The organism is Enterococcus haemoperoxidus ATCC BAA-382 (genome assembly GCF_000407165.1).
Lineage (GTDB): Bacteria > Bacillota > Bacilli > Lactobacillales > Enterococcaceae > Enterococcus_L > Enterococcus_L haemoperoxidus.
On record NZ_KE136480.1, the window covers coordinates 1,088,366 to 1,110,511 of the forward strand.

Annotated in this window: 23 protein-coding genes; 18 read left to right on the top strand and 5 right to left on the bottom strand. The window is 36.7% G+C overall.

Annotated features, from left to right (window positions below; translation table 11 throughout):
* Positions 1-175: 175 nt before the first annotated feature.
* The 9 genes from I583_RS15620 (at position 176) to I583_RS15660 (ending at position 11,097) form a co-directional block, all read left to right on the top strand.
* The gene (locus I583_RS15620; protein ID WP_010762382.1) at positions 176-2,338 is read left to right on the top strand and encodes a PBP1A family penicillin-binding protein; all 2,163 of its coding nucleotides are present in this window, start codon (positions 176-178) and stop codon (positions 2,336-2,338) included.
* A gap of 68 nt (positions 2,339-2,406) precedes the next feature.
* The gene (locus I583_RS15625; RefSeq protein WP_010762383.1) at positions 2,407-2,748 is read left to right on the top strand and encodes a YlbF/YmcA family competence regulator; all 342 of its coding nucleotides are present in this window, start codon (positions 2,407-2,409) and stop codon (positions 2,746-2,748) included.
* 208 nt (positions 2,749-2,956) lie between these two features.
* Positions 2,957-3,562 (top strand): CDP-alcohol phosphatidyltransferase family protein, encoded by a 606-nt coding sequence (locus I583_RS15630; protein ID WP_010762384.1) that lies wholly within the window; start codon positions 2,957-2,959, stop codon positions 3,560-3,562.
* 21 nt (positions 3,563-3,583) lie between these two features.
* Entirely contained in the window at positions 3,584-4,453 is an 870-nt protein-coding gene (locus I583_RS15635; protein WP_010762385.1) for a phosphatidylserine decarboxylase, read from the top strand.
* A complete protein-coding gene (locus tag I583_RS15640; protein WP_010762386.1) occupies positions 4,446-5,576 on the top strand; it encodes a metallophosphoesterase in 1,131 nt (376 codons plus the stop codon). Before I583_RS15635 ends, I583_RS15640 begins: the two co-directional genes overlap by 8 nt.
* A gap of 167 nt (positions 5,577-5,743) precedes the next feature.
* Positions 5,744-6,976, top strand: coding sequence for a metallophosphoesterase family protein (locus I583_RS15645; protein WP_010762387.1), 1,233 nt, complete (start codon positions 5,744-5,746; stop codon positions 6,974-6,976).
* Positions 6,973-9,669, top strand: a complete 2,697-nt coding sequence (locus tag I583_RS15650; protein WP_010762388.1) for an AAA family ATPase — start codon at positions 6,973-6,975, stop codon at positions 9,667-9,669. Before I583_RS15645 ends, I583_RS15650 begins: the two co-directional genes overlap by 4 nt.
* 2 nt (positions 9,670-9,671) lie before the next feature.
* Complete coding sequence (locus tag I583_RS15655) at positions 9,672-10,616, top strand: 3'-5' exoribonuclease YhaM family protein (RefSeq protein ID WP_010762389.1); 945 nt, start codon at positions 9,672-9,674, stop codon at positions 10,614-10,616.
* Positions 10,617-10,635: 19 nt separating this feature from the next.
* On the top strand, positions 10,636-11,097 hold the full coding sequence (locus I583_RS15660) for an ASCH domain-containing protein (protein ID WP_010762390.1): 462 nt from the start codon (positions 10,636-10,638) through the stop codon (positions 11,095-11,097).
* Positions 11,098-11,140: 43 nt separating this feature from the next.
* On the opposite strand, the gene I583_RS15665 is transcribed toward I583_RS15660, so the two are convergent.
* The 3 genes from I583_RS15665 to I583_RS15675 all read right to left on the bottom strand — a co-directional run bounded on the left by I583_RS15665 (position 11,141) and on the right by I583_RS15675 (position 13,293).
* The gene (locus I583_RS15665; RefSeq protein WP_010762391.1) at positions 11,141-12,187 is read right to left on the bottom strand and encodes a peptidylprolyl isomerase; all 1,047 of its coding nucleotides are present in this window, start codon (positions 12,185-12,187) and stop codon (positions 11,141-11,143) included.
* Between the two features lie 336 nt (positions 12,188-12,523).
* Complete coding sequence (locus I583_RS15670) at positions 12,524-12,865, bottom strand: YtxH domain-containing protein (RefSeq protein ID WP_010762392.1); 342 nt, start codon at positions 12,863-12,865, stop codon at positions 12,524-12,526.
* The gene (locus tag I583_RS15675; protein WP_010762393.1) at positions 12,865-13,293 is read right to left on the bottom strand and encodes an HIT family protein; all 429 of its coding nucleotides are present in this window, start codon (positions 13,291-13,293) and stop codon (positions 12,865-12,867) included. The genes I583_RS15670 and I583_RS15675 overlap by 1 nt, the downstream gene beginning before the upstream one ends.
* 135 nt (positions 13,294-13,428) lie before the next feature.
* Here I583_RS15675 and I583_RS15680 point away from each other — a divergent pair, with 135 nt between their 5' ends.
* From I583_RS15680 to trmB, 5 genes are all read left to right on the top strand, one after another.
* Complete coding sequence (locus I583_RS15680) at positions 13,429-14,166, top strand: ABC transporter ATP-binding protein (RefSeq protein ID WP_010762394.1); 738 nt, start codon at positions 13,429-13,431, stop codon at positions 14,164-14,166.
* Between the two features lies 1 nt (position 14,167).
* Positions 14,168-15,385 carry an ABC transporter permease gene (locus tag I583_RS15685; protein WP_010762395.1) on the top strand — a complete coding sequence of 406 codons (1,218 nt, stop codon included), beginning with the start codon at positions 14,168-14,170 and terminating at the stop codon, positions 15,383-15,385.
* A gap of 2 nt (positions 15,386-15,387) precedes the next feature.
* Positions 15,388-16,251, top strand: a complete 864-nt coding sequence (gene dat / locus I583_RS15690; protein ID WP_010762396.1) for a D-amino-acid transaminase — start codon at positions 15,388-15,390, stop codon at positions 16,249-16,251.
* A 110-nt stretch (positions 16,252-16,361) separates the two neighbouring features.
* Complete coding sequence (locus I583_RS15695) at positions 16,362-17,141, top strand: phosphotransferase family protein (protein ID WP_010762397.1); 780 nt, start codon at positions 16,362-16,364, stop codon at positions 17,139-17,141.
* A gap of 210 nt (positions 17,142-17,351) precedes the next feature.
* On the top strand, positions 17,352-17,996 hold the full coding sequence (gene trmB, locus I583_RS15700) for a tRNA (guanosine(46)-N7)-methyltransferase TrmB (RefSeq protein WP_010762398.1): 645 nt from the start codon (positions 17,352-17,354) through the stop codon (positions 17,994-17,996).
* A 172-nt stretch (positions 17,997-18,168) separates the two neighbouring features.
* Here trmB and I583_RS15705 read toward each other — a convergent pair whose 3' ends face one another.
* Positions 18,169-18,510, bottom strand: a complete 342-nt coding sequence (locus tag I583_RS15705) for a PepSY domain-containing protein (RefSeq protein WP_010762399.1) — start codon at positions 18,508-18,510, stop codon at positions 18,169-18,171.
* A gap of 240 nt (positions 18,511-18,750) precedes the next feature.
* Between I583_RS15705 and pepA the strand changes: the two genes are divergently transcribed.
* The 4 genes from pepA (at position 18,751) to ytpR (ending at position 21,482) form a co-directional block, all read left to right on the top strand.
* Positions 18,751-19,827: a glutamyl aminopeptidase gene (gene pepA, locus I583_RS15710; RefSeq protein ID WP_010762400.1), complete on the top strand. Its 1,077-nt coding sequence runs from the start codon at positions 18,751-18,753 to the stop codon at positions 19,825-19,827.
* A gap of 10 nt (positions 19,828-19,837) precedes the next feature.
* Positions 19,838-20,152: a thioredoxin family protein gene (locus I583_RS15715; protein WP_010762401.1), complete on the top strand. Its 315-nt coding sequence runs from the start codon at positions 19,838-19,840 to the stop codon at positions 20,150-20,152.
* 64 nt (positions 20,153-20,216) lie between these two features.
* Positions 20,217-20,678, top strand: a complete 462-nt coding sequence (locus I583_RS15720; RefSeq protein WP_010762402.1) for a universal stress protein — start codon at positions 20,217-20,219, stop codon at positions 20,676-20,678.
* Between the two features lie 186 nt (positions 20,679-20,864).
* A complete protein-coding gene (ytpR, locus tag I583_RS15725) occupies positions 20,865-21,482 on the top strand; it encodes a YtpR family tRNA-binding protein (RefSeq protein ID WP_010762403.1) in 618 nt (205 codons plus the stop codon).
* A gap of 366 nt (positions 21,483-21,848) precedes the next feature.
* On the opposite strand, the gene I583_RS15730 is transcribed toward ytpR, so the two are convergent.
* Complete coding sequence (locus I583_RS15730; RefSeq protein WP_010762404.1) at positions 21,849-22,070, bottom strand: hypothetical protein; 222 nt, start codon at positions 22,068-22,070, stop codon at positions 21,849-21,851.
* Positions 22,071-22,146 lie beyond the last annotated feature (76 nt).

The following is a 22,146-nucleotide window of genomic DNA, read 5'->3' on the forward strand; positions in this document are numbered from 1 at the left end:
TCAATCCCCTGATTTCTTGATGTATTCTTAAACTTTTCTACATAAAAATAAAAGAAAAGCATGGTAAAATAGGCAAAACAAAATCTATGTGCATTATTCATGCTAAAGCCGTATGAATGAGAGCGGCAATCTATGGTAAAATGGCTTAGAAACTTTTATGCAAAGAGGGAGCACTATGGACTTTAAAACAATTATGGGAAAATTAAAATCTGGTTTTCAGCGCTTTTGGGCTTGGATCAAACCTTATCTTGTTCGTTTTCATCACTGGAGAAAGCGAATTTGGAAAAAATATCAAATCAATAAGATTATTTTGCTATTAGGTATGTTAGTCGTTTTAGTAGCAAGTATCTATCTATTTACCTTAGCTAAATCAGCAAATGTTGGTGCTTTGAAAAAAGGGTTAGAAGAATCAACGGTCATTTATGATAAAAATGGAGATGAGGCAGGGAAGTTGTTTGGGCAAAAAGGAACATTTGTCACAATCGATCAAATTTCTCCACATGTCAAAGATGCCTTGATTTCAACTGAGGATCGTAATTTTGAAACCCATCACGGTTATGATATTAAAGGACTTTTGCGGGCAGTAGTTGGCAAGTTGAGTTTTGGCATGATCGGTGGCGGTGGTGGCGGTAGTACGATCACTCAGCAATTAGCCAAAAATGCCTACCTTACACAAGAACAAACGATGACGCGTAAGGCAAGAGAGCTATTTTTAGCAATCGAAATCGAGAAAAAGTATGACAAACAACAAATTCTAGAAATGTATCTGAACAATTCTTACTTTGGAAACGGAGTTTGGGGAATTGAAGACGCATCACATAAATACTTTGGAGTTAGTGCAAGCGAGTTATCAGTCGGTGAATCGGCAACTTTAGTCGGGATGTTGAAAGGTCCAGGAATCTATAATCCGATAGACTATGTTGAAAATGCAGTCAATCGCCGCAATACGGTTTTACAGTTAATGGTAGATAACGGTAAATTATCTCAAGGAGAAGCCGATGCACAAGCAGGTGTCGATATGAATAGTTTATTGGCGGACAATTATTCTGACCAAAATTCAGATTACAGATATCCTTATTACTTCGATGCGGTCATCGATGAAGCGGTCAATAAATATGGGTTAAAAGAAGAAGATCTATTGAATAAAGGGTACAAAATTTATACAGCATTAGACCAAAACTATCAAAAAGCGATGGAACAAACATACGCTAATGACGCTTTATTCCCACCGAATGCAGAAGATGGCGCAATGGTTCAAAGTGGCTCCGTTGCACTAAATCCCAAAACGGGTGGTGTACAAGGTGTTGTAGGTGGACGCGGCGAACACGTCTATCGTGGGTTTAACTTCGCAACACAAACAAAACGTTCACCAGGTTCGTCATTGAAACCAATTTCGGTTTATACGCCAGCTTTAGAATCTGGAATGAAGCCAAATAGTATTTTAGAAGACAAACCGCAAGATTATTACCCCGCTGAAAATTATAGTCGTACAAATAGCGGTGAAGTAACGATGTACCAAGCACTAGGTGAAAGTTTAAATTTACCAGCCGTTTGGACATTGCACAAAATTGGGCTAGATAAAGGGTTCGAAAAAACAGAGAAATTCGGTATTCCGTTAGCGCCAGAAGATAAATATTATGGTTTAGCACTTGGTGGTTTGAAAACCGGAGTATCCCCTTTAACGATGGCGAATGCGTATAGTCCATTTGCGACAGGCGGCTCTCAGTCAGAAGCACATTTGATTACAAAAATCGTTGATTCTACAGGAGCAGTCATCGAAGATAATACTAATGCGAAAACCAAGCAAATTATTACAAAAGATACTGCAGATCAAATGACAAGTATGCTGTTAGGTGTCTTTAGCTCAGGGACTGGGATTAATGCTGATCCAGCAGGATATGTCATGGCTGGGAAAACAGGAACCACAGAAACGAACTTTGACACAGATAAAACCAATGACCAATGGGTTGTCGGCTATACACCTGATGTGGTGGTCGCAACATGGTTAGGCTTTGAACAAACGAGTGAAAGTCATTATTTGCAAGGTAGCAGTGCTACGCATGCTTCTACTGTATTTAGCAGTCAAACACAAGGCATTTTACCGTACACAGCACAAACTCCTTTTACAGTAGCAGATTCGTATGTAACAGGTGGCGTCGTACAACCAGCAAGTGAAGTAGCGACAAATGAAAATAACGATGCTTGGAAAGACAGCGTCAAAGATATTAGCGGCCAAGTTAAAGAGGGCGCAAAAGATATCGGCGGCAAAATCAAAGAAGGCTGGGACAAAACAAAAAATGGACTGAAAGACTTCTTCGGTGGTTTGACAGGAGAATAATCGGTTTGAAAACGAATCAAAGAATGGTACAATCAAAGAGAAGAATTTATAGAAACGAGGGAGATTGAATGAGTAATATTTATGATACAGCTAATCAAGTAGAACGTGAAATCCGTGAAATGGAAGAGTTTAAAGCATTGGAACAAGCTTATGCAGATGTAAAAGCGGATGAAGAAGCATACAAGTTGTTCAAAGAATTCCAAAGCTTCCAACAAGGATTACAAGAAAAACAAATGCGTGGAGAAGAATTTTCAGAAGAAGATGCTGAGAAAGCTCAAGCATTAGCTACGGAAGTTCAAAAAGCAGAAGTTATCAACCAATTGATGCAAAAAGAACAAGCGTTTAGCTTGATCGTAAATGATTTGAACCGTATTATCATGACACCGATTCGTGATTTGTATAACGATTAATAGATGAAAATAAAAGCTTTTAGAGATTAGTTGGTAAGAAACATCCTCAACGATCTTTAAAGGCTTTTTTTTGTAGAATCATAAATAAGCTAAAAGGCAGTTTTTTTCTACTATCAAAAACACATGAAATCTTAAAAAATTTCCCAATTCTCTCTTTTTTAATGCTATAGTATTACTAAACGAAAAAAATGATTGGGGAACAAATAGTATGATTGGCATTTATGATTACACAGTTATTCTAACGTATGGAAACGCAGTTTTTTCTATAGTAGGAATGTATTTAGCTTTGACGCAGCATGTTGTTGAAGCAATTTTTTGTTTAGTACTCTCAGGTATTTGTGATATGTTTGACGGATTAGTCGCAAATACGAAGGAACGTACTAAGAGTGAGATGTGCTACGGTATTCAAATTGATTCACTCGCTGATTTGATTAGTTTTGGGGTTTTCCCAACGGTTTTAGGTTATGCATCAGGGCTTACGCAAGGAATTTATTTGCCATTATTTGTATTTTATATTTTAGCTGCCTTGATTCGTTTAGCCCACTATAATGTGACAGAAATGGAGAGAAAAGAACACGCAGAAGGATATCGCGAGTATTATGAAGGATTGCCAGTAACAAGTAGTGCTGCCTTGATTCCTTTGTTATTTTTTATTGCGGGTCGTTTCCATATTGGGATTACGCTCGTTTATCCTGCAGCGCTATTGATTATTGGGTTCTTATTTATTTCGAAGGTGAAAATAAAAAAAGTCGACCCTAGAAAACTAGTTTTTGGAGCCTTTTTAGGCGCTGTTGTTGCTTTTTTTGTTCGCTAAACTTTTCAAAGGGGAAAACAAATGGAGAAGGGTTTTAAAACACAGATTATCACTGACAATGATAGCGGGATAGTACATTTTTTATATAAAAATCCAATTGGACGTTTTATGTTAAAAGGACTTATCCAACCACCGCTTACAAAAGTGGCTGGAGTTTATTTAAATAGCGCACTTTCAAAAAGAATGATCAAACGATTTATTAAGAAAAATAAGCTTCAAATGGACGAATATGAAACGATGTCATACCGTTCGTTCAACCATTTTTTTATGCGGGAAATCAAGCCAGAAGCACGCATTTTATCGAAAGGTGAATCTTCTTTAGGTGCGCCTTGCGACGGGAAAGTTACAGTTTATCCAATCAATAAAAGTCAAACGTTTAACATAAAAAATTCGGAATATGATCTTGCAGAATTACTGGATAGCACAAGTCTTGCGGAAGAATGGCAAGCTGGTTGTGCTGTTATTTTTCGTTTAACTCCAGATGATTACCATCATTATTATTTTATCACTGAAGGAACGATTATAGGACATCAAAAAATAGAGGGTGTTTTCCACACAGTTCAGCCAGTAGCGATTCATAATCAACCTGTATTTTCAAGAAATTCAAGAGAAATTACGATTATTGAGACAGAAAAATTTGGGAAAATTGCTCAAATTGAAGTTGGCGCTCTGATGGTTGGAAAAATCAAAAATCTAAAAAAATCAGGAAATTGTCAGCGTTTTGAGAAAAAAGGCTGGTTTGAATTTGGTGGATCAACTGTTATTTTATTATTTCAAAAAAATCAAGTACAGATCGATCCGGAAATTTGGATGAACACTGAAAATAATCTTGAAACAATCGTGAAATTTGGTCAAGCCTTTGGAACAAAAATGGAGGAGTGTCATGAATAAGCTAGTATTTTTGATGATTGGGGTGCTATTTCTTCTAAGTAATTTTTACATTGGTAGAAAACTGCTTTCATTACTTGAACAGTTTTCATTTTTTAAATATTCACTCATTTTATGGGGACTTATTGGTATTTTTTCGGTGGCATCGATGCTAACGATGTTATTGTTTAATGCTAATGTAGGTGGATTAATCGGGAAAATGGGTAGTTATTGGTTATCATTTTGGTTTGTATCTTTAGTTATATTTGCTCTAACAGATTTGATTTTGAAAATTACAGGTAAAATTACGAGTGTGCCAGCAAAAACTGAGTTAATGGTTTGGATGGGAGCGGCATGTTTGGTCGCCGTGTTATTTTGCTATGGTTCCTGGCAAGCACAGCAAATCAAAACGGTGAATTATCACGTAGCAATCGATAAATCGGCAAACAATAAACAGAAAAAAATCAGGGCTGTATTGATTAGCGATCTGCATCTAGGTTATGTTAATGACGCGAAAAAGTTGAAAAAAATCGTGACCAAAATCAACCAAATAAATCCTGATATTATCTTCATTTCAGGTGATTTGTTTGATGGGAATTATAAAGCATTACAAGATGTAGACGGCATAAAAAAACAATTTAACCGTTTATCTTCAACGTATGGAACATATATGTGCTGGGGCAATCATGATGCTGGTGAGAGTTTTGAGAAGATGAAGGATCTTGTTGAAGCATCAAACATTACGTTATTGGAAGATGAAATGACTGTTATTGGGGAAGAAATTTTAGTAGTCGGCAGAAAAGATAGCCGACCGATCGGCTCACAAGATGGCCAGAGAAAAAGCATGAAGGAACAATTCGAAAAAGTAGGCAATCAACTGCCAAAAATCATCTTGGATCATCAGCCCTCAACAATTGATGAATATGATAATCCAAATGAGTTGATTCTTTCAGGTCATACCCATCAAGGACAGATTTTCCCCTTTAGTTTAGTCACAAAAGCTTATTTCACTGTAGACTATGGTTATTATCGTAAAAATGAAAACAGCCCACAAGTCATCGTTTCTTCTGGCGTAGGTACATGGGGACCGCCGATGCGAATTGGAACTCAAAGTGAAATTGTTCAAATAGAGATCACAATAGAATAAGTTTAATAAATTAGGTGAGAATGAAACATACAAAGTTTTATTTTCACCTTTTTATTTTTAGGTCTTAAAAAAATGAAAAACGAACAAATTTTCGTATGTTTTTACTGACCGCTTCTAAATAAAATGATATGATTAAAGAAAAGAATTCGGGCGAATAGGAGGATCTAATGAAAGTATTGCATACGGCAGATTTACATCTGGATCGGTCTTTTGAAGGCCTAAAAAATAGTCCCAAAGAAATCCTTGAAAAATTGCAACGGGCCAATCATGAAGTAATAACGGCAATTGTTGATATAGCAATAAAAAATCAGGTGGATGCTGTTGTTTTTGCTGGAGATACATTTCACCAAAGTCGTACGTCGATTCGAACACAAGCGTATTTTATCGATGAAATGAAGCGTTTGGATCAAGCAGAAATTCCAGTGATCATGTCATTTGGTAATCATGATTACTATGTAGCAGAGCGCTATTGGTTCGATTTTCCTAAAAACATGTTTCTTTTCCAAAAAGAACAGATTGAAACGCATTACTTTATGACGAAGAATCAAGAGAAAGTAGCAGTTTCCGGTTTTAGCTATGAACATCCTTGGATCAATGAGGATAAACTGTCGGCTTTCCCTAAAAAAGATCCAATGGTAGATTTACATATTGGGATTTATCATGGTGATACGACGAATAACGGGCAGCAGAATTATGCCCCATTTTCATTCAGCAATATGAAAAGCAAAGGCTATGACTACTGGGCATTGGGACACATCCATCAACCACAAGTAGTAAGTGCAGACCCTTTAATCGTGTATCCAGGAACACCACAAGGTCATACTAAAAAAGAACAGACAGTTCAAGGTGTGGCAATCGTTTCGATAGAACCAGGACATGCTACGGTTCACTTTGAACCTGTAGCTCAAGTTACTTGGCAGGTTCAAAGGTATTCCCTAAGCCAAGCTAGAAATCTGCAGGAAGCATTGAGTATCTTGATTGAGTTTCTTTTAAAAGACATGGAAAACCAAAAACAATTAACGTTAAAAGAAATTCAGTTAACTGATACTGAAGAACTTGGTGAAGAATTCCAAATATCATATGAAAATGGTGAGTTACTTCAATATTTGCAGACAACTTTACTACAGCAAACGAATCACTCCTTATTTTTATTTCAAGTAGGGGTAATGACTGACTATTTTGAGAAAAAAGTAGTGATCAGCGCAGCTCCAGAGCTGCTAAAACAATTGGAAAAAAACTATTTACAACCAGATATATTTTCAAATACCTTGCAGGAACTCGTTCAAAATCCACTCTTTTCTTCTATTGTACAGATAAATGAAGAATGGCGTGAGCGCAGCATCGAACAAGCAGATCAAACTATCAAAGAAGATTTTGTTATACAGGAGGATCAGCTATGAAACTCATTGCAATAGAACTCGTTGGATTTGGTAAATGGCAACAACAGAAAATTGAGTTTCTTCCAAAAAATCAATTACTATTTGGGGCAAATGAAGCTGGCAAATCAACGATTTATCAATTTATTCAAGCAATGCTTTTTGGTTTTCCTGCTAAAGGCAAACGAAAAAAAGATTACCAACCTAAAAATGGTGCTGCTTATGGAGGACGTCTGTGGTTTTCCCATCCAGTTTATGGGGAAGTTCAGGTTGAACGTTTCAAAGGGCAAAATAAAGGCAGAGCAAAAGTCTACTTTAATGATCAAATCGGTGATGAAGCAATGCTGGAAAAGATGATTCATCCGTTAACGAGGGAATTATTTCAGTCAGTCTTTACCTTCCAACAAGAGCAACTTAGCCAACTAGAAAAGTTAAATGAAGAAGAGCTACAAACATCATTACTTTCGTTAGGACTATCAGGAAGTAAGCAGCTATTAGTGAGTAGAGAAGACTATTTTAAGCGAGCTCAGACGATCTATAAAGGCAAAGGAAGTCAGCCGCCATTAAATCAAAAGCTGAATGCATACCAAAGCCTACAACAACGTATCAACGAAAAAGAACAGCAGGAACGTCCTTTCCAACAATTAATTACTGAATTAGCTAATACGGAGCAATTAATAGCAGAAAAGCGCCAAGCCGCACAAGAAATGAAAAGTCAATTAGCGCTTGTCGAAAAGCAAGTAATGAATCTACCCTTATACGAAGAACTGCACTCTATCGAACAATCAAAAGCAACTGCTGTATTAAAAGCAGAAGAACAAGAGACACTGCTATCGATTTATCAGCAACATCGTTTTTTAAGTGAAGAATTGACTCGTCTGAACCAAAGTATTGCTGCCCAAAGTGAGACAATAGATCAAACAGACGATTATCAGTTTTACTTACAAGAAGAAGAACATATTCAGCAATTACTCAACCAACGGTATGATATTGATAAATTGCTTTCTGAAATCAGTTGGATGACTCAATCCTTACAGCAAAACCAGCAAGAAATGTTTCCTTTGGAAAAAAAGTGGGGATGGAACGCGGCAACACCACCACAATTATCCTTTGAAGAACAAGCAGTTAACGAGATGAGAGATGAGATTGTTGCACGGACAGTCAAATTACAAACGACTCAAACCGATTTACAACTGTTAGAAGAGGAAATTGCAACACGAGAAGAAAATTTAAGTACTTTTGAAACAATCAATAAAGAAATGTTTCGAAAAAACCATCGCCAAACAAAAAAAACAGTCAATCTACTTTTTTGCGGATTTGCAGGAATTATTTTATTGTTGAGTTTCTTTTTACCAGTGCCGCTTCGTTATGGAACATTCCTTTTGAGTGCAGGATTCCTGATTGCGGGGGTATTACCGCTTGTTTATCAACCCAAGGACACCTATGAAAATGAAAAACGACAATGGCAAGAAAAGCTCTCTCAATTGGATTATTTGAATGATCAGCTAATAAAAATCAAAGCTGAAATCAAAACGGTCCAGGAAGAAGAAAAAGAAATGTCCCGATATATTGCTCAAAAAGTGAAAGAAAATCATTTAGGTCGCATGGATCAAGTTGAATTTTGGTTAACACATCGCACTGATATTACGCGTTATTTGATTTTGCTTAATACAAATCAAGAACTTGAAAATCAGTTGAAAGAAGATCAAAAACGTGTGGCTAAATTAGCGGAACAGACGGAGCGCTTTACGGCACGATTGCCGATTGCTGGAACGACATTAGCACAAAGGATAAGTGTCATCAGTCGTTTTGCTGACAAGATGGAAAAAGTTCGTTTTGCGCAAGAGTACCAAGCAGATGCGTATTCACGTCAGACGATTCGTGAAGTCAAAGAAAAGCAACAGCAAGTACTTGATCAAGCGAGACCATTGCTCCAGCGGTTCCAGATACCATCTATAAATGAGATTCCAAATAAAATCCAAAGTTACCAAAAAACTACGGCAAACAACAAACGAAAACAGGAATTACAAACAATGTTGGTAGGATTGTATTCTGAATCAAGCGATCCTAAACAACTGCCATTAAAACAAATAGAAATCTCTCAAAAGCTCAATGAGTTAGAGCAAAGTATGCAACAATTACAGGAAAAAGAACAAAAAATCCTTTATCAGCGCAAACAAATGTTATCAGACGGTACATTAGACGAACTGTATCAAGAACAAGCTGAGTTGAAAACGGAAATCGAGGAATTGGCTTTAAATTGGTCAGCGCATCAATTAGCTGGTCAATTATTGATGGATCTTTTAACAGAACTATCAGAAAAACAATTGCCTAATCTATTGAAGAAAGCAACGGATTATTTCAAGCTTTTAACACAAAATACGTATCAAGGAATTCAATTACATGAAGAACAATTAATCGTTACTCGTGAGGATCAGCAGCGCTTCATGTTGCATGAGCTATCCACTGGTACAAGAGATCAAGTGATCATGGCTGTTCGTTTTGCCTTTCTTTATCTACAAGAGCAACGTAGCTTATGTCCGATCATAATAGATGATGGTTGGCTACATTATGATAGTCAAAGAAAAGAGCAACTAGCACAACTATTTGCAATTTTTTCTGAACATCAGCAAGTCATTTGTTTTTCTTCTGACCAAGAAATGGTAAGCTATTATAAAGCGTTGAAACAACCGATTATAGAATTAGAAGGAGTGTAAGTATGAAAAAAATCCGTGAACTAGCTGTAGATGAAGTTTTTGAATTATTTCTTTTAATCAAAAATGCTGATGTTCGTATAGCTAAAAATGGCAAAAAATTTATTGCATTTACTTTTCAAGATACGTCAGGTACGATCGATGGGAAATATTGGGATGCTTCAGAAGAAGAAATCAGCCGCTTTACAGCAGGAAATGTTATTCTTTTAAATGGAAAAAGAGAAGTATATCAAGGCAATCCTCAAGTGAAAATCATCCATATGCGAGTTGCGCGGCCAGATGAGCCTAATCAACCAACATTATATATGGAACGAGCACCATTGAAAAGAGAAGATATGGTTGACGAAATTAACCAAACGGTCTTTGAAATTACCAATGCTCATTGGCAACGAATCGTTCGCTTTCTACTAACGCAATACCAAAAAGAATTTTTTGATTATCCAGCTGCGAAAAGAAATCATCATGCCTTTGCAAACGGCTTGGCTTATCATACGGTTTCTATGCTTCGTTTAGGGAAAGCGATTTGTAAAGAATACAATGAATTAAATGCAGCATTACTTTATTCTGGAATCATTTTACATGATTTAGGCAAAGTAAAAGAGCTTTCTGGCGCAATGACCACTGAGTATACACTATCAGGAAATCTGATTGGTCACTTAGTTCTTGTCGATGAAGAAATCACGAAAGCTTGTATTGCGCTGAAGATCGATGAAAATGATGAGGATGTGATCGTTTTACGTCATATGGTTTTAGCACATCATGGTTTATTAGAATATGGTTCGCCTGTTCGACCACGGATCATGGAAGCTGAGGTATTGCATCAAATCGATAATATCGACGCATCGATCCAAATGATGTTAGGTTCTGTCCGCCAAACGGAACCAGGACAGTACACAGATCGAATCTTTGGGCTAGATAATCGTAGTTTTTATGTGCCAAAAGATATTTAAGTGAAATGGGAGTTGTAAGATGAACCAGTCCGCAATAGATTTATGGACACAATTTAAACATCAACATAAAATTACGCAACCTGATTATGAAGTTTGGGCCTTTGGCAACTCGCCAGAGATGGCGGATGAGCTGTTAGCACATGTTCTTAGAGGAGAGAAAACAGGTACGTCTTCTCTTCACCTTTTATATGAGTTAGGTCTAGAAGATGAGAAAATACCGGAAGTTGGAAATTACAGTGTACTTTTAGATGGTAAGAATCAAGCACAAGCGATTATTTGTACAAGAGTAGTTGAAATTCTTTCGTATTCCAGAATATCAGAAGTTCACAGTTATCTTGAAGGAGAAGGCGACCGGACTCTGCAATATTGGCGCAGTGTCCATCACCCTTTTTTTGAGCAAGCATTAAAGGCGCATGGACTGACTTTTTCAGAGGATCTATTGATTGTTTATGAACTATTTGAATTAGTTTTTCAAAAATAATACAACAAAAAAAGAGATGAATTCATCTCTTTTTTTGTTGTGCTTATTTAGAAGACTCTTCAGTCTTACTTGATGATTCTTCCGTTTTGCTTGAAGAATCTTTAGATTTTTCTGAATCACTTGATTTAGATTCTTTTTCTTTAGAAGATTTTTCTTCTTTCTTAGAAGAATCTTTAGATTTAGCAGAATCTTTTGTTTCAACTAAGCCAGCTAAAACATCTTTAAATGCATCATCTTTGATTTTAACATTTGCTTCAGTTAAAACTTCAGATGTCACTTTTTGGATAAATTCTTGATCGTTTTGTTTCGCTGTTTCAGCAATTTTCTTCAACTCTTTTTTGTAAGGAGCCATGTCGTTGCCTTTTTCTTTATTTTTTACCATTTTTACGATAGTGAATGTTGATTGGTAACCAGTTGAATCAGTCGCTTGAATTGGTTCTGAAACTTCACCATCTTTTAATTTGAAAGCAGCTGTTTTTACTGGTTCAGCAATTGTTTCTGTTTGAGAGTCAAATTTTACTTTGCCACCGTCTTTTTTAGTTGCTTCATCAGTTGATTTTTCTTTAGCGATTTTTGCAAAGTCGCCGCCGTCATTTAATTGTTTTTTGATCTCTTTTGCTTCATCTTCAGTAGCAACTTGGATAACTTGTGCTTCTACTTCTGGGTGGAATGTTTCCCAAGCAGTTTTTAAATCTGCATCAGTAATTTTGATGTGTGCTTTGATTCCAGCTTGATAAGCTAAACTTTGTTTGATTTGTTCTTTATAACTTTTCTCTGTAAGACCAGCTTGTTTCAATTGGTCAGCAAAGTTTCCGCCTTGTGATTCAATGCTTTTCTTCGTTTCATCAAATTTAGCTTGAACGTCTTTGTCTGAAACGTCTTTACCATATTTTTGATCAAATACTTTGAAAATGATCATTTGTTGAACTGTTTGTTGGCTTTGTTGGCTAGATTTGGTTTGGTTGTAAAAATCGTCAACAGTGATTGTTCCGCCTTTCATTGTTGCGATATCTTGTGAACCGCCTGTACATGCAGCTAAGGCAAAAATACTGAACATACCTGCTGCAGCTAAGATTAGTTTTTTCTTCATTCTTGTAAGCACTCCTAAGTTTGTTTTATTTTTTATTATGTAGAAATAATTTCTCACGGTTATAACTATACCACACTATGTTTCATAAAAGAAATACGTAAGCAATAGTTTCAAAGAATTTTCGAATTTAGGACACAATTTCATCTATAAAAACGGATCGTTTTAAGAAATTTAGTCTAAATTGCGTGTACAATTGGTTAAACAAGCGAGTTGATCAGGCTTAAAAATAATGATTATTTGAATTTAATTAGAAAAATGAGGCCGAGACAAAAGCGTTTATTCGGATTTAGTGCGCGAAACAAAACTGTTTTTTAGTTTTGTCCCACGCTCAAAATTTTAGTCTTCTGTTGGCAGTTTAGGTAATTCAGATTGAATTTTTTCAACTTGTTCTTGGATTTGATCTAATCTTGGTTCTGCTTGAAACATAAAATTTTCTACATCTTGATTGATCCCGTCAATAAATGGTTCAATGTACATATCAGCTGTAGCTTGAAGCGCTTGTGCAGATTCTTTGAACTGATCTAATTTGTCATTAAAGTCGTCTTTTAGATCAGACCAATCCTCTAATTCATCGACAAACTTTTGTCGAGTCGCTTTACCGCTTCTTGGGGCAAAAAGCAAACCGCTAGCAGCGCCAACGACTGCACCAAATAAAATTCCTTTAGAAAATTTTCCCATTATTGTGCCACCTGCTTCATAATTTTTTCAGCTATTTCCTGCATCTCTTCAGAAGAATAGACTCCTTGATTATTCCCAAAATGAATGGAGAAGTCATCTGTTTTCCCATAACGTGGTATTAAATGGATATGAGAGTGAAAAACAGATTGATAAGCGAGTTCCTTATTATTATTGATAATATTTAACCCGTCCATTTCTGGAAAAGCTTTCTCTAAAGCGCGTGCTACTTTAGGTACTCGTGCGAAGACTTCTCCAGCAAGTGTAGGTTCATACTCAAAAATATCTGTTACATGCTCTTTAGGAACAAGCAATGTATGGCCTTTGGTCACTTGAGTAATGTCTAAAAAGGCATAAACCGTGTCATCTTCATAAACTTTATAGCTTGGAATTTCCTGATTGACGATCTTACAAAAAATACAATCTGTCATGGTTTCCCTTCTTTCTTTTTGCTGTTTCTTTTACTTTACCATACCTTGAAATTTATTTGGGAGGAAAAGTTCATGAAACCTTCAAAAAGTTCGTGGTATAATAGATTCACGATAAAAATAGTTGGAGGTACATTAATGAGTTTAGCAATTGAACATTTAACAGGTGGCTACGGTCATATTCCTGTCTTAAAAGATATTAATTTTGAAGTAAAATCGGGTGAAATGGTTGGCTTGATAGGGTTAAATGGTGCAGGGAAGAGTACTACGATCAAAAATGTAATTGGCTTGTTAACACCACAAAAGGGGAAAATCTCTATTGATGGAGAAACATTGAGACAACAACCTGAAAGCTACCGCAAAAAAATCGGCTATATTCCTGAAACGCCTTCTTTATATGAAGAGTTAACATTGAGAGAGCATATCGAAATTACTGCAATGGCCTATGATATTCCAATTGAAGAAGCCTTTAAGAGAGCAGACACTTTATTAAAAACATTCCGTTTAGAAAATAAATTGGATTGGTTTCCAGCCAATTTTTCAAAAGGGATGAAACAAAAGGTTATGGTTTTGTGTGCTTTTTTGATCGAACCAAGTTTATATATCATCGATGAACCATTTTTAGGGTTAGATCCTTTAGCAATTCATGCGCTATTAGAATTAATGGATGAAATGCGCAACCAAGGTGCGGCCATTTTAATGTCAACGCATATTTTAGCTACAGCTGAGAGATATTGCGATCGTTTTGTCGTTTTACATGACGGGGAAGTTCGGGCAGTGGGCTCGATGGAGGAGCTGCGTGAAGAGTTCAGTTTACCAGGATCTTCTTTAGATGATATTTATATCGCATTAACAAAAGAAGAAAAGGTGGGTTAATATGTCTGGATTTTTTGGCATTCGTTTAGCACGCCATTTGAAAAAAATGATGAAATATATGCGTTATGTTTTTAATGACCATTTTATTTTAGTTTGCGTCTTTTTATTAGGGGGATTAGGTTTTTATTATTCTCAAGTGTTAAAAACACTACCAGCAAATTTTGTTTGGGGCAGACCGATTATTTTGTTTCTTTGGTTGGCGTTGTTGCAGATCGGCCGTATTGCTACATTGGCTGAGGAGGCAGATAAAGTCTTTATTTTACCGAAAGAACCTGAAATGAATAGTTATTTGAATCGAGCGCTGCGCTACTCTTTTTGGTTGCCGCTAGTAGCGTTATTCTTGGTCGGCGGTATGTCGATGCCTTTAGTAGTTGTTTCGACAGGATGGGCTTTTTCTACTTTTAGTTATTTTATAGTAATGTTAGGGATTTTAAAAGCCAGTCATTTGCGTTTGCAAAAGTATGAGTTGTATCAAATTTCTTCAAGAGAATATTATCAGTGGTTTGGCTTGTGGTTGATCACAAGTTTCGTCGCAATTGCGCTTAGTTTATATCTTATGCCATTGGCAGGACCTATTGTTGCTATTGTGCAGGCTGTTTTTTTCTATTTGGTTTTGAACAAAAAGGAACAGACAATATCGCTAGACTGGGAATTAATGGTGCAAAAAGAAAAGAATCGGATGCATCGAATTTATCAATTTATTCATTTGTTTACAGACGTACCTGAGATTTCTAGTAGCGTAAAACGTCGGAAATTTCTTGATCCATTGTTGAGGAAAATCAAGAAAACCAGCCAGAATACCTATTTATATCTCTATGCTCGTAGTTTTTTTAGAGGTTCTGAATATAGCGGCTTATTCATTCGTTTGGTATTGGTCGCTGGGGTTGTTTTATTTTTCTTAAAAGAATTTTGGATTTCGATGGGTGTATCCGTTTTGTTTGTTTATTTGATTGGGTTCCAGTTGATCCCGATCTATACGCAGTTTGATTATATGGTGATGACTCATCTTTACCCTGTATCAAATGGACAAAAGAAACAGGCCGTAAGTAAGCTTGTAACGGTGTTATTACTTGTTGCAGCAGCTTTGTTTAGTATCTTTGTGTTGATTGCGTTACCGGATTTTAAAGAAGGACTGATGGTTGTGGCAGCGTTGTTTGTTGAGGTTTTGTTATTTGCTAAGTTTTATGTTCCTTATCGTTTGAAGAAAATGGAGGCTTAATCATGCATATTTTATGGAATGATCAAATTGTTGAACGCGAAGAAGTAAAAATCGATATCGAAGATCGCGGCTATCAGTATGGCGATGGTCTGTATGAAGTGGTTCGAGTGTACAATGGTCACTTGTATATGGTGGAAGAACATTTAAATCGTTTATGGAGCGGTGCTGAGAAAATCAGAATGCACTTACCGTTTACAAAAGAAGCATTGACAGACAATTTAAAAAAATTAGTTGAAATCGAAGGAATCAAAGAAGGAAAACTTTATTTTCAAGTAACCCGTGGCATTGATTCACCAAGAAATCATGCATTGCCAGATCCAGAAAAAGTCAAAGGGGTCTTAACAGCTAATATTAGATCGTATGAGCGTCCTGTGAAAAAAATGGAAGAAGGGATTACAGTGGCTGTAGTTCCTGATACACGCTGGTTACATTGCGATATCAAGTCATTGAGTTTAATGGGTAATGTATTATCATTAGATGAAGCACGTCGTCAAGGGTTTGATGATGCAGTACTTGTCCGTGATGACAAAGTAACAGAGGCCTCAGCGGCTAACTTTTGGCTAGTCAAAGACGGCACTGTTTATACTCATCCAGATGGCAACTTGATTTTACCAGGCATTACTAAAATGAAAATTATAGAATTGGCAAAAGAATTGGGAATTCCAGTTAAAGAAGAAGCGGCTTATGAAGAAGAATTATTTACGGCAGACGAGTGTTTTGTCTCAGGTTCGTTAACGGAGATTGTCCCAGTTGTAAAAATAAATGATCATATCGTAGGAACTGGAAAACCAGGGAAAATTACTAAACAGTTACTGAATGCTTATATTGCCAGGGTCGATGCAGCGTGTAAAGTGTCAGAAAATTAGTTTGAATGTTAAAAGAACAAGAGAGATGCTTGACGTTAAACGCTATGGAAGCTAAAATGATACTTACTGTAAATAATTATTAGAAGTTGTTAGGATAGGAGATAATTTCCATGGCATTTCAGTTGGATAAAGAATGGCGCTTGCAGCCAATAAAAGGCGCAACTGGCCAAACTTTCATGGGTATACGTGCGACTGAAAGAGTATTTATTAAACGAAATACTTCTCCTCTTTTGGCTGCACTGTCTAAAGAAGGAATTGCCCCTAAGCTAGTTTGGACGAAACGAACAGTGACAGGCGATATTTTAACAGCACAAGAATGGCTTGATGGTCAAGTACTGAAAGCCCAAGAAATCGGGCAAAGAAATGACGTTGTGGATGTCCTTTATCATTTACACCATTCGCATATGCTGAAAAGCATGCTGGAAAAAATCGGCGGTCAGATTCAAACACCTGCGACGATGCTTCAAGGATATGATGAGAAATTGCCTAAAGAACTTCAAAATAATTCATATCTTGCTAGGGTGTATCACTACCTACAAGAAAATATACCAAATTATTCTATTCATAATTATATGGTCGTTCATGGCGATGTAAATCATCGCAATTGGATCGTATCGAATAATTATCTGTATTTAGTTGACTGGGATTCTGTAATGATTGCCGACCCGGCCTTAGACCTTGGGATGTTGCTGGGCCATTATGTTCCACGAGGAAGTTGGAATAAGTGGTTATTATCATACGGTATGCGTCCTAGTGAAGAAGCCTTGACACGAATCAAGTGGTATGCTTTATTCAATTTCTTACAAGAGATTCTCCGGCACTATCAATCAGGAGAAAAGAGAGAAATGAATGCAGAAATTTTGAAGCTGAAACAAGCTTTTGGGTATTAAAGAGGTTGAGTATTGTGCTCTTCCTGTTTACTTAAATAATAGAGGGTAGCGAGCGTGGGACAAAACTAAAGGTCAGTTTTGTCTCACGCTCTAAATCCGAAATAAACGGTGAGAAAAAGCGACTCCCTCTTATTCCTCGGAGCTAAACGCTTTTGTCTCAGCTTCCCTACCCTTTTTAAAATTTGTTATTAAAGAAAGGAAACACTAAACATGCGAATGAGAAAAAGACCAGGAGCGGCTGAACTTTTAGCTAGTCATCCTGAATTAGTCGTTGACGAGCCAGAAAAGTGGCAAGGACGTTGGGCTGAACGTTTTGGGAATACTCACCCCATTCATATCGAAATCGGTTCTGGTAAGGGACAGTTTGTAGTAGGAATGGCGAAAGCTAATCCGAAAATCAATTATATTGGGATTGATATGCAATTAAGCGTTCTTTCGATCGCATTAGAAAAAGCGTTGGAAGAAGAATTACCTAACTTACAATTATTACATGTCAACGGAGAAGAATTGACACAATATTTTGCGGAAAATGAAGTGGATCAAATTTATTTGAATTTTTCTGATCCGTGGCCGAAAACGAGACATGAGAAACGTCGATTGACGTTTAAAACTTTTTTAGCAACGGATGAAAAAATTCTTAAACCAAATGGCGAAATTCATTTTAAAACAGACAACCGAGGCTTATTTGAATACTCGTTAAGTAGTTTTTCAAAATATGGTATGATTTTGGAACAAGTGTGGTTGGATCTGCATGCTAGTGATTATGAAGGTAACGTTATGACGGAATATGAAGAAAAATTTTCTGCTAAAGGACAGCCAATTTATCGTGTTGAAGCAAGGTTTCAAGCGGAATAAGTAAATTAAGTGAAGTTTTATTAAAGAGGAGGTTTTGTATTGCGGCAGGTATGTTGCGGTGCACTATCTTCTTTTTTATAAGTAACAGAGCGGATAGAATAGTCTAGATAGTGATAAAAAAGAACGGTAGAAACCACATAAGTATGCTGTAGTTTCCACCGTTCTCTTTTGTTTAATCTTTGATTCGTTTTACATCAATCACAGTTCCTGTAAAAGCATCAGCAGTAAATTCATACTGGACCATAATGCCATCTTCTAAACGTGAAATTCCACCATTATAGGTCTTTGAATGAACTGCAAATTTCCGTAATGGTTTTTTCTCAAACTCGATCCAAGATCCTTCGATTGGGCCTTCCTTTAAAAAAGCGTCCTTAACGTTTTCTAAAACCAAATCAGCATCTAGTGTGCGTTTTTTTTGATACCATAGTGTAGAAGCAATACCGCTTATGATTCCGAGACTGACACCAAGTGCTAAGCCGCCTTTAAAATAGCTTAATTCATTTTCTTCATTCATGGGGAATAACCTCCGCGTATTTTCAAAAGTTTGCTAAAATTCATCAGCTTTAACTACATTCTAACACATTGTATGAAAATACCGAAAAACAAAAAACGTGGGCAATTGAAAAAATTTGCGTTATAATGAAAGTGAAATCATATGAAAGGAGTATCTGCCGTTTTTGTTTAAAAATCTTGTTATTTTTTTGCAAAAAAGAACGGGTAATCCGACGCAGGAGAACTGGCAGATAATACAACAATGGAAGAAAAAACATTTCAACGCATCAAAGAACTAACAGAATTACAAGGAACAAGCGGATTTGAAGATGATATTCGTGCGTATATGAAAAAAAATATGGCCCCATTAGTAGACGAGCTTCAATATGATGGTTTAGGTGGGATTTTTGGTCTTAAAAGAGCGAAAGAACAAGATGCACCACGCGTTATGGTAGCAGCCCATATGGACGAAGTTGGATTTATGTTGACACAGATCAAAGACAACGGATTATTCCAAGTGGTTCCTTTAGGTGGTTGGAATCCTTATGTAGTATCAGCACAACGTTTTACCTTGAAAACAAGTAAAGGCAATTATCCATGTATTTCTTCTTCTGTACCCCCACATTTATTGCGTGGAACAAGCGGTCAAAAACAATTAGAAGTAACAGATGTGTTATTTGATGCTGGTTTTGAATCAAAAGAAGAAGCAGAAAGTTTTGGCGTTCGCCCAGGTGATTCAATCGTTCCACAAACAGAAACGATCAAAACAGCCAATGGCAAAAATATCATCAGTAAATCATGGGATAACCGCTACGGTTGTACATTAGTTTTAGAAGCATTAGAAGCTTTGCAAAACGAACAATTAGGCCACACATTAATTGCTGGTGCTAATGTTCAAGAAGAAGTTGGCTTACGCGGTTCTAAACCTTCTGTTCATAAATTTAATCCGGATTTATTCTTTGCAGTTGATTGTTCAGCAGCCGATGATATTCAAACAAAAAAAGGAACTTACGGTCATCTTGGAGAAGGAACATTATTGCGGATTTACGATCCAGGTATGATTACATTACCTCGTGTACGTGAATATTTATTAGATACAGCAGCCACACATAACATTCCTTACCAATATTTTGTTTCTAAAGGCGGAACTGATGCAGGTGCTGCCCATACAACAAATAATGGCGTACCAAGTACTGTGATCGGCGTTTGCGGACGTTATATCCATACACACCAAACAATGTTTAATATCAGAGACTTTGAAGCAGCCCGTGAAATGTTGATCCAAGTCTTAAAAGGATTAGATAAAACAACAGTTAATACGATCATTTACGGAAAGTAGAGGACAGCTTATGATTATACCAACATCTTATGAAGAACTTGCAGGCTATGTCTCGGAAGGAAAAAGTGTCTTCTTTTTCACTGCAGACTGGTGTGGTGACTGCCGTTTTATTAAGCCAGTGATGCCAGAAATTGAAGCAACATTCCCAGAGTTTCGTTTTATTGAAGTAGATCGAGATAAGTTTATGGATCTTGCTTCTGAATGGACGATTTTCGGTATTCCAAGTTTTGTTGTGACAGATCAAGGGAAAGAGTTAGGTCGTTTAGTTAATAAGGATCGAAAAACAAAAGAAGAAATCACAGCCTTTTTAAAAAGTATCAGTTAACGTTTTAATTGACAATAATTAGCCGATTCAAGAGATAAAATAAAACAATCGGGAGATGGATACTATGTTAACACAAACATATAAGAATATTTTAGTTGGTGTAGATGGTAGTGATCAAGGGAATTTAGCCTATCAACAAGCAATTGAAGTAGCTAAAAGAAACAATGGTCGTGTGATCGTGGCTCACGTTATAGAAAATAAAGTCTATACGATGATGGGCTATTCCTCTTTAAATGATGGTTTATTAGATCAAGAAACAGAAGGTGCTAAAGAGATATTAGCTGATTGCAAAGAGTATGCAAAAAGTGTTGATTTTAATCGAGTAGAAACTGTGCTGACTTATGGTACTGCAAAAGAAGTGATGTGTCAGGATTTACCAAAGAAATATGAGGTTGATTTGATCATGGTGGGGCAATCTGGATTAAATGCAGTTGAGCGCTTAATGATGGGTAGTGTCAGCAGTTATATCATTCGTCATGCACCGTGTGATGTTTTGATTGTTCATCCTGAAACAAAGAAAAAGTAAATCAGTTTAGTGTAAAATAGGTGAAGCAAGGCGTAACCGTTTTGTTTTACCTATTTTTTCTGGGACAAATCCTGATAGGAAAAAATGTTATGCACTTGATCTGTTTTTTTGTTAAGATAGGACAAGTGATAGAGAGTCTTAAAAATTAGTATTTTGAAAAATGATAAAAATGGAGTGAGGTAAAAAATGATTTTTGCTTATAATAAGGAACATGTCGGCGATGTTTTAATGGTCATTGTCTCTGACGATAAAGGACAAGAAAACCGAGTAGAACGTAAAGGGAATATAGCTCAAGTGAGTGTTGCAGAAGACGGACAAGTCGTTGCTTGGAATATTTTTGAGGCATCAACGATTTTAGGCGACATTGAGGGCAATGGGCAAGTAGTATTGACTGAAAAACAATTGACAAAAGTAAATGAAGAACTTGCCAAAGTTGGCTTTTCGGAGACATTAGTTGAAGATCATGAACCGAAAATCGTCATCGGTTTCGTAAAATCATGCAAAAAACATCCAGATTCTGATCATTTATCGATCACCCAAACAGAAGTGGATAACGGTGAAGTATTACAAATCGTTTGCGGTGCGCCGAATATCAAAGCAGGACAAAAAGTCGTTGTCGCAAAACCTGGTGCTATGATGCCAGATGGTATGATGATTTGGCCAGGTGTTTTACGAGGTGTAGAAAGTTTTGGTATGATTTGTTCTGCAGGTGAATTGCGTTTGCCAGATGCACCAGCGAAAAAAGGGATCTTAGAATTGCCTTTTGATGCAGTGATTGGTGAAGCATTTCCTGTTGGGAAATAAATAAAATGTAAAGTCGAAGTTGGGACAAAGTGTCTAACTCCAAGAACCAAGTAGGTACTGTGCAACATCAACTCATATTTCGTTGTGTTTTACAGCAATCAGAGGGAATTCACGAAAATTGCCAAGCATCACAGTGAGCTTGTGAACTGATGATATCGGTACCTAATTGGTGCTCAAATTTTTGTGACCGAGTGAGTATTGTGCAACATCAGTTCATTATATTCGCTGTGTTTTACAACAATTTCAGCGTATTTCCGAAGCCTTCAAAACATGGTGCTTTAGCACCTAGAATTTGATTTGATCGAAGCAGAGCGTGGTAGTTGCTTCTGCCCCCGCTGTTTATTCAGCCGTGGCTTACTTGCATGATCAATCACCATTATATTCAGCAAAACTTGGTCCATTTGAACGGACTTTATTTTGTGTTTCCTCTTCTAAAGCGCTGAATAGTGTGCTGTTATTTAAAAAGGTATTCCAATCAGCATACATCATTGCATTTAACGCATCTATAGAACCAGAACCGTGTCCTAGAACGTCAGTATTTAGACCGTCATCTGTAATAAAGTTTCCATTCTCATCGTGTTTTGCCAAACAATGTATCCCATTCTTCACGTAATTTATGAGCCATGGTAAGTCCCTCTTTCTAAAGTTTTATGTATCTTTATTT

Bases quoted from the DNA above. Each gene is read 5' to 3' on its own strand.
- I583_RS15620 (WP_010762382.1), top strand. From the start codon at position 176: ATGGACTTTAAAACAATTATGGGAAAATTAAAATCTGGTTTTCAGCGC.
- I583_RS15625 (WP_010762383.1), top strand. From the start codon at position 2,407: ATGAGTAATATTTATGATACAGCTAATCAAGTAGAACGTGAAATCCGT.
- I583_RS15630 (WP_010762384.1), top strand. From the start codon at position 2,957: ATGATTGGCATTTATGATTACACAGTTATTCTAACGTATGGAAACGCA.
- I583_RS15635 (WP_010762385.1), top strand. From the start codon at position 3,584: ATGGAGAAGGGTTTTAAAACACAGATTATCACTGACAATGATAGCGGG.
- I583_RS15640 (WP_010762386.1), top strand. From the start codon at position 4,446: ATGAATAAGCTAGTATTTTTGATGATTGGGGTGCTATTTCTTCTAAGT.
- I583_RS15645 (WP_010762387.1), top strand. From the start codon at position 5,744: ATGAAAGTATTGCATACGGCAGATTTACATCTGGATCGGTCTTTTGAA.
- I583_RS15650 (WP_010762388.1), top strand. From the start codon at position 6,973: ATGAAACTCATTGCAATAGAACTCGTTGGATTTGGTAAATGGCAACAA.
- I583_RS15655 (WP_010762389.1), top strand. From the start codon at position 9,672: ATGAAAAAAATCCGTGAACTAGCTGTAGATGAAGTTTTTGAATTATTT.
- I583_RS15660 (WP_010762390.1), top strand. From the start codon at position 10,636: ATGAACCAGTCCGCAATAGATTTATGGACACAATTTAAACATCAACAT.
- I583_RS15665 (WP_010762391.1), bottom strand. From the start codon at position 12,187: ATGAAGAAAAAACTAATCTTAGCTGCAGCAGGTATGTTCAGTATTTTT.
- I583_RS15670 (WP_010762392.1), bottom strand. From the start codon at position 12,865: ATGGGAAAATTTTCTAAAGGAATTTTATTTGGTGCAGTCGTTGGCGCT.
- I583_RS15675 (WP_010762393.1), bottom strand. From the start codon at position 13,293: ATGACAGATTGTATTTTTTGTAAGATCGTCAATCAGGAAATTCCAAGC.
- I583_RS15680 (WP_010762394.1), top strand. From the start codon at position 13,429: ATGAGTTTAGCAATTGAACATTTAACAGGTGGCTACGGTCATATTCCT.
- I583_RS15685 (WP_010762395.1), top strand. From the start codon at position 14,168: ATGTCTGGATTTTTTGGCATTCGTTTAGCACGCCATTTGAAAAAAATG.
- dat (WP_010762396.1), top strand. From the start codon at position 15,388: ATGCATATTTTATGGAATGATCAAATTGTTGAACGCGAAGAAGTAAAA.
- I583_RS15695 (WP_010762397.1), top strand. From the start codon at position 16,362: ATGGCATTTCAGTTGGATAAAGAATGGCGCTTGCAGCCAATAAAAGGC.
- trmB (WP_010762398.1), top strand. From the start codon at position 17,352: ATGCGAATGAGAAAAAGACCAGGAGCGGCTGAACTTTTAGCTAGTCAT.
- I583_RS15705 (WP_010762399.1), bottom strand. From the start codon at position 18,510: ATGAATGAAGAAAATGAATTAAGCTATTTTAAAGGCGGCTTAGCACTT.
- pepA (WP_010762400.1), top strand. From the start codon at position 18,751: ATGGAAGAAAAAACATTTCAACGCATCAAAGAACTAACAGAATTACAA.
- I583_RS15715 (WP_010762401.1), top strand. From the start codon at position 19,838: ATGATTATACCAACATCTTATGAAGAACTTGCAGGCTATGTCTCGGAA.
- I583_RS15720 (WP_010762402.1), top strand. From the start codon at position 20,217: ATGTTAACACAAACATATAAGAATATTTTAGTTGGTGTAGATGGTAGT.
- ytpR (WP_010762403.1), top strand. From the start codon at position 20,865: ATGATTTTTGCTTATAATAAGGAACATGTCGGCGATGTTTTAATGGTC.